We start from the raw sequence: 11,841 nt of genomic DNA, 5'->3' as shown, positions 1-11,841 counted from the left end.
GACTTAACAATGTAAGAAATTAAATTACCATTAACGCATTGATAAATTGGGATAAATATAGATTTATTTGATGTGGCATCTTCCTTGCTTAGAACTCAAGCGGGTGAACATAGGGAGTGTTGCTTAACATGAATTTACGTTGCCATCTTTACATTGCATTCGTCGGTATATTTTTATTGTCAGGGTGTCAAATGACATCAAAAAATAGCCAGTTTCGTATTTACGATCCGACGCAAGTTGATTCCTTTCAATTGCCTGTTTTGATTGATGGTATCGATACAGTTAAAAGTTATCGCCAATTACACAATGAAGAAACTTGGTTTTGGACCTTGCTTGAAAACGACACGTTTTTGGAAGGTGAAAACATCTTGGTTCAAGTGGTTGGCCAAAGTCCGTTAAAACAACCGCCTTCCCAATTCGTTTTTCATGTGCCAGACAATGAAGGCTTACTCGCCTATAACGCTATTGGGCCTTTTCAGTACTGGACAACCACGAAAGAAACGGGGGAGCGTTGTGTTGTAGCTCTTCAGAATTCGAAAAAAGGTGGCTACTGGCTATCGCTTTTTACTCACTACTGCACTGCTGATCAAGAAAAAGACATCTCTTGGGTGAACCGACTCAAGCTCTCTTTATTGTTAGAAGGGTTCTGAAATGCGACTAAATCTGTTTACGCGGCTAATTAAAGTGCTGCTGGTTTTGTGCGGGCTTTACGCTTTGTTCATGCTTGCGACACTGAATATTTCCACTGATACGCACTTGTGGCTCGCATCGAGTGCTTTTGTTCTTATCTTGTTGTTATCTAGAAACATGTCTACGAGAGCAACAACGTTCATTTTAATTATCGGCGCGTTTATTTCGTTCAGATATATTTATTGGCGATTCCACGAAACGCTTCCTTGGGAAAGTAATTTGGATCTGCCGTTTGCAATGTTGCTTTTCTTTGCGGAGTGCTACGGTATTTTGGTTTATGTGATGGGTATGTTTGTCACGGTCAAACCTTACGAGAGAAAGCGCGTCCCGATAGATCATCAAAAAACGCTGCCATCCGTTGATGTCTTTATCCCCACATACAATGAACCGTTAGATGTCGTTGAACCTACGATTTTGGCTGCGTCTCGGCTTGAGTATTCAGGTGTCTGCAATGTGTATGTACTCGACGATGGGGGGACACATCAGAAATTGTCGGATGACGATGTGGATGCTGCTGATCAGGCAAAGCGCAGAGCCGAGTCATTAAAAGCGTTCTGTGCTGAGGTGGGAGCACACTATATTACGCGAGACCGTAACGAAAAGGCGAAAGCGGGCAACATTAACCATGCATTGAAAAAAAGTGACGGCGACTTAATCCTGATTTTGGATGCAGACCATGTACCGACACGAGACTTCTTGTCCAATACAGTGGGGTTGTTCCAAAAAGAACCGAACTTAGGCTTTGTTCAGACACCGCATTTCTTTATCACGCCAGGCCCGGTAGAACGGAATCTGGGCATTGAAGATAAGGTGCCTTCTGAAAATGAAATGTTCTATAACAAAATTCTATTGGGTATGGATTTTTGGAATGGTTGCTTCTTTTGTGGTTCAGCCGCGGTTATACGTCGTGTCGCACTTGAGGAAGTAGGTGGGATCTCAACCAAAACCATCACGGAGGATGCTGATACCGCAATCAATATTCACGCCAATGGTTGGGACAGTGCCTACCTCAATCGCGCTATGGTTGCTGGGCTTTCTCCTGATACCTTTGGTGCTTACGTAACTCAGCGTTCGCGCTGGTCTCAGGGTATGATTCAGATATTCTTGTTAAATAACCCGCTCTTTAAACGCGGCCTCAGCATGGCGCAGCGGGTATGTTATCTGAACTCGACACTCTATTGGTTCTTCCCAATATTCCGGTCGGTATTTTTACTTTCCCCGTTACTTTATTTGCTTCTGGATCTTCAGATTTTCGTTGGCAACGCCACAGATTTCTTAATCTTTGTTGTTCCACATCTCGTGATCAGCGTGATGATCACGCAAAGGCTATTTGGTAAGACTCGGCGGGCGTTTTTCTCTGAGCTCTATGAGACGGCATTGTCCATCTACCTCTGTTTGCCGGCACTTTCCGTATTGATCCATCCTAAAAAACCCAATTTCATCGTGACTCCAAAAGGGGAAACAACAAGAAAAGTGTGTTTCTCGAAACTCACTCCCTTCATGGCGTTTATTTTTGGATTGGTGGTGTTGGCCGAGGCTTGGGGGATCTATCGGTATATCCAATTCCCAACAGAGCAAAGCCAACTGATATTGGTGATCATTTTCAATACCTTCAATCTTATGCTTATTGTGCTCTGTTTAGGCGCGATGCTTGAAAAACAACAACGGCGTAGCGAGCCGCGTTTACTTATGAATGAAAAGGCGGTCATCAAATTTGAAGACAAGAGCATTAACGCGACCTTGAATGACATCTCTTTGAAAGGTGCTCGATTAACATTGAAAGAGTCTGAACATGACGTTCACAGAGGTGACATGGTGGATGTCGCTTATTTCACAGAGAAGGGACGGAGTGCCAAGAGCAAGAAACCGCTTTATCAAATGGTTCACCTGAACATGCGAGTTGTCGCTGTGAAAAATGGCCATCATGGCGTTCAAGTTTGCTGCTTGTTGGAAAGTCACATGGCACAAGACATGCAAATTCAGTATGCGAAAGCGTACGGGCAGAGTAGTCGGTGGAAAGAGCGTAGACGTTATGAAGAGAGTCTCAATCAAGATGTGTTCTCTTCCGTGCTTGGTCTGTTTTCTCTGGTATGCCAAAACCTGACGCGCGTGTTAACCACGTCAGTTAAACAAAAAGTACAGGCATCCAACTATCAGGGAAAAAGGGAGTTTCAGAATGAATAAGTGCGCAGCGTTAATTCTTTTCTTTCTGTCTGCTTTTGCAATGGCTGAAAAAACGGCAAAGGTCCCGTTAACCTATGCGACAGATAATCAAAATGACATCGTTTTACGAGGTCAAAGCCAAACTGTGTCAGTGCCTATTTCTATATTGGATGGGCAAGAGGTCGACAGCATCCGTCTGTCCCTGTCAATTTACAATAACAATGTGATTGATAAATCGATGCTTTGGATATCGGCAGGCAATAGAACCTTAGCCAATGTTGAAATCAAGCAAAGGGCTCAGCATCAGCTGGTTGAAATGACAATTCCGTCGGAACTATTGTCAAAGCGTGAACCTCGGTTGGACTTACGAATCCAGCATCTATCGAATGATCCGTCGTTGGTGATTGATACGACACGGCTGAAAACCATTATTAGCGCAGAACGTTCCTCATACACGTTGAATTATCAAGAGAGTGGGCAAGTGAGCAACGCAACCATTTCATCATTTGATGAAATGGTGCGAAGTGGCCAACATCACGATGCGCCAGTTCACTTAGTCTCTGTGTTAAAAAATGACCCAGAAGCGGCGTTAAACATTGCAGCTTCTTTGGTGCAAGGTTGGACCTTAAAAGCGGGTTCCAAGGAATACCACTTCGACTATCGGCAGTTTTCAGAATATAACGCAGCACTTGAAGGGCCAGCCATTGTCTTTGGAACCCGCGATGACTTATTGAGTGCGGGTTGGATTGGTCAAGAGCAATATCAGCAGATTGTCGGTCCTTATTTGGGGATGGCAGACACGGCTAAAACGTCAGAATGGGTATTGTTCCTCTCAGGCGTAAGTGAAAGGGACGTTAAACGTGCGACCAAGGTATTTGCGAATAATGTGCGTCGACTACCTGAACGAGATCACTGGGTAGTCACCGAAGACGATGACATGATTGATCGTTCGCTTAAGAGTGATTCTACCTATCTATTGTCTGAGTTTACCGACCAATCGGATTTGACGGACACACCGTTAGAACTGAGTCTTGTCATGCCAAGTAATATCCTTTTTAGTAGTGAAGACAACGCGAAAATAAACCTGTTGTTGACTCACTCGCGTGTGGCCCCCGGTGCCGGGTCGATGATTTTGCGGGTTAATGGTGATTACGCAAATAGCCTGCCGCTGCGTTCTAGTTATTGGAGAGATTCCCAACACTATCGTTTAAACATTCCAATGCGTGATTTCCGGCCTGGGATTAACAAAGTGACGGTAGAGGTTTATGGACCTGTAGATGTTCGAAATCAACAACGTCGTTTTGCTGTATACATGTCGGAAAAGTCGAACCTCAAATTAAGCTCATGGGTTAAATTTATCCCTACAGAAAGTCACCACGTTTCTCCCCAGGATTTTTATGCTATTTCAGATGATTGTGGGAAAAAAGCCCAACTAACAGTAGACCCCAATGATCCGGTGCAGCTTGAAAGCCTCTGGCGATTGATTAGTCATGTGTCCCATCATACAAAAAAAGCGATGCCTGGCCTTCTGGTGACGGCGGACCGCGAACAAACAAGGCCATTCCACGTTGTGTTTGGGGAAGAAGAGCAAGCGACCCCTTTCTTTACCGAAATTAAACCGCATTCGACGTGGGGGGAAATGAAGCAACGTCTGTTTGATTTTGTTGCTAACACCCAATTTGAAGAAGAAAGCGTTAATGACTTTGAGCCAAACACGGTTGATGAAATCGCGTATGTAAAACATACCAATGACCAAGGCTGGTATCGCATTATCATGCTGGAAAGTACGTCCGAAGAGTTCGCAAGTTTTTTACGTAACGAACACATCATGCCTCCCGCGGGTGTATTGAGCGAACGTGAGTTTTCTAGCAGTACATCTCAATTTGTTAAAGCCGCTTTTATTGGCTATCCCGCAGGTCTAGCAGCGGTTGCTTTGCTTATTATTTGGTGGATGTCAGCCTTCGTGACTCGCTCCTTGGAGACACGCCGATGAAATATAGCTTGATGTGTGCAGCAATGCTTGCCGCGATGACCAGCAATGCTGTACACGCGAATGCACAGTGTGATCGTAATGATTGGATGTGGGCGTCATTTAAGCAGAGTTTTGTAACGAGCGAAGGGCGTGTTGTAGATACAGCCAACAAGCGTATCTCGCACAGCGAAGGGCAGGGTTATGGAATGCTAATGGCGGTTCACTATGAAGATAAAGCCATGTTTTCAAAGCTTTGGAGCTGGACTGAACGGCACTTACAGCGTGAGGTTGACTCGCTTTTCTCTTGGAAGTGGCAACCGCAGAAACCCCATATTCCAGATAAGAACAACGCCAGTGATGGTGATGTATTGATTGCATGGGCTCTTATGCGTGCTCATAGTCAATGGCCACGCTTAGGATATAACGCAAAGGCCAAAAATATAGTTAGGGACCTTCAAACGTCTCATATGAGAAGAGTCAACGGTGAAACGGTGTTACTGCCAGGAACTCATGGCTTTTCCTTCGGTGATCGTACGATTGTCAATCCAGGCTACTGGGTGTATCCCGCCTTGGCATCTTTTTCGAAATACGACAAAGTGTGGAATGCCTTGTCAGACAGCGGGCTATCCATCTTGAGTAAAAACCTTTATGGCGACGCTAAATTAACACCAGATTGGTTGCAGTATTCGGCCAAAGGTTGGCAACCAGCCAACAGCTTTCCTTCCCAATTCAGCTATTCAAATTACCGCATTCCACTTTATATGGTCTGGGGCAACAAATCGCACCCGCTTAATCGCAATTTTACCCGTTGGATAGGGAAAGATAATGCGGCTTGGATAGATGTCATATCCGGTGAGAAAGCAAATTATCCGCCACCTGCAGGTGCGAGAGCCATTGCTCAGTTAGTTGCGATGGCAAATGGAACGCGATCGGTCGATCAAGGCATATCTATCACGCCTCAAGGAAAAGATTACTACTCAGACAGCTTGGTGCTTCTTTCGCACATGGCTTACAAGGAGAGGGTTTGCAAATGAAAACGATGACGTTAATGACTTTGTTCGCCGTATTTGGTGCTAATGCGCAAGATCATCATGAAGTAAATCTCTTTGATGAACGCATTGTCGTTGAAGTAAAAACAGAAACCGCGAATGACTTTGATGAAACCCCACTTTGGGAAGTCCTAGATCAAAAGGGGTGGCAAGCTGCAAAGCAAGCGATTGAAGGAAACCCTGTTTCGGATGTACTTGTTGATGAAATCACCTACCGAGAAAGCATCGAAAAACTGTCGAGTGCTATCAAAACTCAGCGATATTCAGCCGCAGATGCCTTATTGAAAAGCAATGAACAGTGGCTAAGTTGTGAACGCATTCAATGGGTGTGGTTGGACTTACAGCGTGAAGTTGTTTCAGGATATGGTGAAAATACAAAAGCGAAGTATCAATACGCCTTGGACAATTGCGAAGGGTATGAGCAGAGCACGGCCACCAAGTTGTTTGGCTGGGCTGGCGCGAATGCTGGTGCGGATATCGTTGCACGCTATCGAAAATCAGCAGGCTTTGACGAAAAGGTCGCAGCTAGAATGGAAAATGATGTCATGCTCGCAACGTTATCTAAAAATTCGGTATCCGATCACGAGCTTTCCACTGCACTTTCAAATGTTGAGTCATACAAAGATGGTAAAGCCGCTGAAATCTTGGGGTGGAAATACATCAAACGTGAGGATGCAAAGTCTGCATTAAATTGGTTCGAGAAATCCATTCAATGGGCCGGGCCTACCCAGAAACGTGTTGAAGGAAAGTTACTGAGTTTGCAGCAGCTTGGTGAGCTTGAACAATTGCATCAAGAACACCAACAATGGGTTGAACAATTTCCGAATCTGACTGACTTAACGTTTGGCTCGGATGATGAAGCTCCTATTCACTGCGAGGGAAGTGCAGGAGAATGTTTACGGACGCTTTCTCAAAAAAGTCAGCTGAATGCAGAAGAATATGCGCTCCAAGGTTGGAAACTGTATGAAATTGGACGTCCCATGTCAGCGTCGATGTCATTTGAACGTGCTCTCGACATGATGGATGCCAATTCACCTGAAAGAGGTTTAACGCAATACGGGTATGTATTGTCACTTCAGAAGTTTGGATTCTCAGACAAAGCACAAGCGTTGGCCTTAAATATTGACGATGCGGAAAAACGTATTGAGATAGATAGACAATTGGCAATGAAGCGTGTGTTTAACGCGTTCAATGCTAAAGAATATGGCGTGGCACTTTCGCATATCAGAAACTACGAAATGGCATATGGGAAAGATGTAAAACTGATCGAAGTGAAAGCCTGGTCCCTTTACAACAGCCAGAAAAAGTTAAAAGCACTCAAGGAATACAGCAAGTTGACGGAAGCATTCCCTCACAATGAAGATTATAAGCATTCTTATATGATCATTAGGTGCGGATTAGCAACAAAGGATCCGAAGTGTAAAAAGTATAACTCCTAGCTGATTGCAAAATGGCTTGCCAGTGCTTCCTGTTGAGAGCACTGGCAAAAACCGATGTGTTCACAAGATTCACCTGATACACTCTCTTCACTGAAATCACACAGGGTGTAAGCTCCACGGGTCAATGGGGCACAGGAAAATCATGGCAGAAAAACTTACCAAAAAAGTCCCTACGAATATCATCACTGGCTTTCTCGGCGTGGGGAAAACCACAGCAATTCTTTCTCTACTCAAGCAAAAGCCAGAAAATGAAAATTGGGCAGTGCTGGTTAATGAGTTTGGAGAAGTGGGTGTTGATGGCGCATTTCTTAGTGAGCAGGGGGCGATTGTCAAAGAAGTCCCGGGTGGATGCATGTGCTGTGTCGCAGGGCTTCCAATGGCCATTGGCATTAATGCGTTACTTGCACAAAATCCTGACCGACTGTTGATTGAGCCGACGGGGCTCGGCCACCCGAAAGACATTATTGGGAAGTTACTTTCGGAGCACTACGAAAATTATATCGACCTGAATGCGACGATTACCATGGTGGATCCACGCAATTTCGGAGACGCACGGTATACAGAAAATCAAAACTTCCAAGATCAATTGGCACTTGCTGATGTCGTTGTTGCGAATAAAACAGACCTTTGTTCACAAGATGACATTGCGGCTTTTGAGCGATATGTTGCCGATTCTGAAATTGCGAAGTTGGCGTCAGGCTATGTGGAACAGGGTGCGCTAAAGCCAGAGTGGCTATCTCTTCCTCGTGTTGACCGAAATGCTCAGTTTGCGCATCACCATTCACATGATGGCGATGAAATGCCGCCGTTCGAGCTTGAGCCCGGAGAAAAATTCCGACGTAAAGAAAACAAAGGCCAAGGGTATGTCAGTTGTGGTTGGATATTTGAGCCGACAATTACCTTCCCGTTTGATGCGGTTTATGGCTTGCTGGCAAACCTCAACGCAGAGCGTGTAAAAGCGGTGATGAAAACGGATGAGGGCATGTACGCATTTAACGTCGTGAATCAGATGGTAACCGTTAATCCGATTTCCTTAGAGGGCGTTGAATCTAAAGTCGAGGTAATTGATAAATCCCCACTGCCTTGGGATGAGCTGGAAGAAATACTGCTTTCATTTATCGAATGATCATAGATAGCCCGACCTTTGTGTCGGGTTTTTTATCGGAGAGAGTCAATGGATCGTACTGTCGAAGAAAAGTTTATGTCCTACCCCGAAGGGATTAGAGAGCAATTACTCCTCGTTCGAAAACAGATTTACGCAGTAGCTGAAAAATTGGACAAAAATGTGGAAGAATCACTAAAGTGGGGCCAGCCTAGCTACGTGGTTAAAGGGGGAACTGCGATTCGGATTGATTGGGCAGAAAGCCACCCTGACCATATTTCGCTTCTGTTTAACTGCCAAACGCAGTTAATCGAAACATTTAGAGAAGTTATGCCAAAGGCCTTTATTTACGAAGGGAATAGAAGTGCACTACTTCGCATAAATGAGGTGCTTTCGAATGAGAGTGTACAAAAGTGTATTGCTGTTGCATTCACATATAAAGCAAGGAAAAAGCTATTTTTGCTAGGCTTATAGAGATACGACTGAAATGTTACAAGGTATGTCTTATATTCTGTGCAATGCAGCGTAAAATAGAAACGGGCTATTTTGAGACATGCCAGTATTGAATCACAATCGGGGCAACAAATTCATTCTACCCAAATAAAGTAAAGACGCTGTCTCCGGCCAGTTTGGGTAACAATCACGCCCAACAGAATGGGTGATGACATATTGAGTAGCCGCCAACATGCTTTCGAGATTTATCTATGCCTACGGGAATACGTTGTACATTCAAATGTGGTCAGATCGATTGCGTGTATTTGATGGGAAAACAGGAAAAGTTTTCGACGAAAAACCGCAGATAGCATGGAGATTTGGTGAAAGAAAGCAAAAGCAAATTCTTGCTTTTGGCAATGGGGCTGAAAAGTTCCGTAATGTAAATGCTGTCACAATATCCAACCCCTTTAGTCATCCTCGTAGTATCATTTCGGACTATAAAGCGATTCAACCTTTACTTCGTCATGCAATCGCGCAGGTCGTGAAAACGGGCGTCTTAATGCCTCGGATTCAGGTGATATTGCATCCAATGGAAAAAGTAGAAGGCGGGATCACAGAAGTAGAAAAGAAAGCACTGTGCGAAATGGCGTATCATGCGGGTGTTAAAAGTGCCTTCGTTTACTGGGGGGAGACCCTAGAAGAAGCGCAACTTACCCGCGCTCATGATACGTTTGGAAAAGCGTAGCCGCTTTACTTGGCTATGCCGAAATGATGTTATTCCGAACAAGACCACGTTTAACATTTGTGCAGAGTTTTCCAAAACGCCTTATTTCGTCAAATTGAGGCGTTACACCCCGTGACATTGCAGACTCCCAGTACGTCAATTCTGAATCCACAAGTTCAATCAACTTCTTAGGACAGCCAATACAGTTGTTGTCTGGTCCACACACAAATGTTTCGGGCTCGTATAAAGGTAATTCCTGCTTTACCTGCTCAATGATGAGCTTCATTGCGTCCGTGCGAGATGGTTTCGGCGTCATGGTATCTCTCGCAAAGCAAAGATGGTGAAGCCGAGGATTTTATTGTGGCACGCGGCTAATGTCGACAAATATGATGATATAACTCGCACTTTTCATTCGAGTCCTTTCTATTATTTGGGGCGAACTAAAGGGCATAGGCAGTATGGTTTTTGTAAATAATTACCGGAGTTGATAGGGTATTTACCCAATGGCATGATAATCAGGAGAGAGATATGGCAACATCAGGTGATAGGTTAACAGGGCAATGCTTGTGTGGTCAGATAGCCTATGAAGTTGATCATCTAGAGCCAGCGATGGGGCACTGCCATTGCACGATGTGCCGTAAATTCCATGGTGCTGCATTTGCCACCTTTGGTGAAGCGAAAGCCAACCACTTCCGTTTTGTCAAAGGAGAAGATGAACTCGCCGTATATGAGGCAGAAAATGGGACGAAGCGTTCTTTTTGCAAGCACTGTGGTTCCAGCCTTTTATTTGAAGCTTCAAACAGTGACGGATCGCTGGTGGAGTTTACATTAGGAACCTTGGATAGCCCGATTTCGCAAAAACCTGATGCGCATATTTTTACGCGATATGCAGCGAGTTGGTACGAAGTGACAGATGGTTTGCCTACATTTCCAGAAGGCAGACAAAGTTAACCGCCATTAAAAAGGGCAGCCACAATGTGCTGCCCTTGCGATTTAATGACTGAACTAAGCGTAACTCGACGTGAGTGTCAGCCAGTTACGTTTTTGTTTTTGGAAATCAAACTTAAGAATTTGAAGCTGTTGAACCAAAATAGCTTTTTCGTACTTCTTCAGTAAGTTTTCTTTTTTAAGGTCAATCAAGCGTTTTTGCGCTTCGTAGTATTCACTCATACGAGAAACCAGCGCATCATATTCTTGCTCGATAATTTGCAGACGATGTGATGCATTGGGCATGACACTTAAACGTTCCTGAATGTTCTTCAGGAGCAGTGTTGCTCTTGCCTTTTCGATTCTATCTGCGGGGGTCTCTCGAAGTTTACGGGTGAGGCCAACCCAACTTGCAGATTTAATCAGCCACTTGGTTGGATCGAATTGCCACCAATAAATTCCGTTTCGATAGTCGTTCTCAAAAATATGGTGAAAGTTGTGGTAGCCCTCGCCAAACGTAAACAACGCGAGAATCCCATTGTCTCTCGCCGTGTTTTTTTCCGTGTAGGGTTGGCTTCCCCATATGTGAGCCAGAGAATTGATAAAGAAGGTAGTGTGGTGGTTCAGTACTAATCGGGTAAAGCCGATCAAAATGATTGCACCCCAGATATCGCCATGAATCACGCCAAAAGCAATAGGAATACCGAAATTAGTGGCGAGAACCAGAGGTAGGTAATACTTGTGCTGCCACATGACGACCTTATCTTTTTGCAGGTCTCGGCAGTTGGTGTAGTCGGTATAGCGATGTTTCTGATATTCACGCAGCATCCAACCAATATGGGAATACCAAAAACCGCGCTTGGCCGAATAAGGGTCAACATCATTGTCATCAACATGACGATGGTGGATACGGTGATCAGAAGACCAGTGCAGAATACTATTTTGAATGGCGAATGCGCCGCCTAATGCGAAGATCACCTTCAGAGCAGGGTGGGACTCATAAGTTCGATGAGACCAAAGACGGTGATACCCCGCCGTGATTGAAATTCCCCCAAAGGTGAAGGCGAGGGCAAACATGCCAATTTGCACCCAGTCAAAGCCGTGGTAATACGCCCAAAGTGGCGTACCAATGACTGCCACCGCAAACGTCACGACGAAAACAGTAACATTGAGCCAAATAATAGGAGGTTTCTGTGTTTGATTTGATTCCATTTAAAATACCGCAAATTCCAGCGTACACATGTACGCTAGAATAGAATGCGGCAGAATAGTGGTCAAGATGGCTGTTAACAATTTGTCGCAATTTCGACGAGAAAATTTTTAACTTCTCCCGAACGTCC

Annotated in this window: 11 protein-coding genes; 9 read left to right on the top strand and 2 right to left on the bottom strand. The window is 44.6% G+C overall.

All coding sequences use genetic code 11. The annotated features are described in order from the left end of the window. Positions 1 to 191: 191 nt before the first annotated feature. From LRP49_RS01355 to LRP49_RS01320, 8 genes are all read left to right on the top strand, one after another. Entirely contained in the window at positions 192 to 650 is a 459-nt protein-coding gene (locus LRP49_RS01355; protein WP_274139654.1) for a hypothetical protein, read from the top strand. Between the two features lies 1 nt (position 651). Then, positions 652 to 2,874 carry a UDP-forming cellulose synthase catalytic subunit gene (gene bcsA, locus LRP49_RS01350; RefSeq protein ID WP_274139652.1) on the top strand — a complete coding sequence of 741 codons (2,223 nt, stop codon included), beginning with the start codon at positions 652 to 654 and terminating at the stop codon, positions 2,872 to 2,874. Then, the gene (locus LRP49_RS01345; RefSeq protein ID WP_274139651.1) at positions 2,867 to 4,846 is read left to right on the top strand and encodes a cellulose biosynthesis cyclic di-GMP-binding regulatory protein BcsB; all 1,980 of its coding nucleotides are present in this window, start codon (positions 2,867 to 2,869) and stop codon (positions 4,844 to 4,846) included. The genes bcsA and LRP49_RS01345 overlap by 8 nt, the downstream gene beginning before the upstream one ends. Further along, positions 4,843 to 5,859, top strand: a complete 1,017-nt coding sequence (locus tag LRP49_RS01340; RefSeq protein ID WP_274139649.1) for a family 8 glycosyl hydrolase — start codon at positions 4,843 to 4,845, stop codon at positions 5,857 to 5,859. Before LRP49_RS01345 ends, LRP49_RS01340 begins: the two co-directional genes overlap by 4 nt. Beyond that, complete coding sequence (locus LRP49_RS01335) at positions 5,856 to 7,313, top strand: hypothetical protein (RefSeq protein ID WP_274139647.1); 1,458 nt, start codon at positions 5,856 to 5,858, stop codon at positions 7,311 to 7,313. Before LRP49_RS01340 ends, LRP49_RS01335 begins: the two co-directional genes overlap by 4 nt. Before the next feature lie 142 nt (positions 7,314 to 7,455). Then, positions 7,456 to 8,439, top strand: coding sequence for a CobW family GTP-binding protein (locus LRP49_RS01330; protein WP_274139645.1), 984 nt, complete (start codon positions 7,456 to 7,458; stop codon positions 8,437 to 8,439). Between the two features lie 48 nt (positions 8,440 to 8,487). Then, positions 8,488 to 8,889 carry a DUF1801 domain-containing protein gene (locus LRP49_RS01325; RefSeq protein WP_274139644.1) on the top strand — a complete coding sequence of 134 codons (402 nt, stop codon included), beginning with the start codon at positions 8,488 to 8,490 and terminating at the stop codon, positions 8,887 to 8,889. 211 nt (positions 8,890 to 9,100) lie between these two features. Continuing rightward, complete coding sequence (locus tag LRP49_RS01320; protein WP_274139643.1) at positions 9,101 to 9,595, top strand: rod shape-determining protein; 495 nt, start codon at positions 9,101 to 9,103, stop codon at positions 9,593 to 9,595. Positions 9,596 to 9,608: 13 nt separating this feature from the next. Here LRP49_RS01320 and LRP49_RS01315 read toward each other — a convergent pair whose 3' ends face one another. Continuing rightward, positions 9,609 to 9,890: a hypothetical protein gene (locus tag LRP49_RS01315; protein WP_274139642.1), complete on the bottom strand. Its 282-nt coding sequence runs from the start codon at positions 9,888 to 9,890 to the stop codon at positions 9,609 to 9,611. A 212-nt stretch (positions 9,891 to 10,102) separates the two neighbouring features. Here LRP49_RS01315 and LRP49_RS01310 point away from each other — a divergent pair, with 212 nt between their 5' ends. Further along, positions 10,103 to 10,525, top strand: coding sequence for a GFA family protein (locus LRP49_RS01310; protein WP_274139640.1), 423 nt, complete (start codon positions 10,103 to 10,105; stop codon positions 10,523 to 10,525). Between the two features lie 54 nt (positions 10,526 to 10,579). Here the strand turns inward: LRP49_RS01310 and LRP49_RS01305 are convergent, their stop codons facing one another. Further along, positions 10,580 to 11,713, bottom strand: a complete 1,134-nt coding sequence (locus LRP49_RS01305) for an acyl-CoA desaturase (protein ID WP_274139639.1) — start codon at positions 11,711 to 11,713, stop codon at positions 10,580 to 10,582. Between the last annotated feature and the right edge of the window lie 128 nt (positions 11,714 to 11,841).

The organism is Enterovibrio qingdaonensis (assembly GCF_028683135.1).
GTDB classification, from domain to species: domain Bacteria; phylum Pseudomonadota; class Gammaproteobacteria; order Enterobacterales; family Vibrionaceae; genus Enterovibrio; species Enterovibrio qingdaonensis.
The sequence above is the reverse complement of the archived record's forward strand: the minus strand, read 5'-3'. Positions and strand labels throughout refer to the sequence as shown.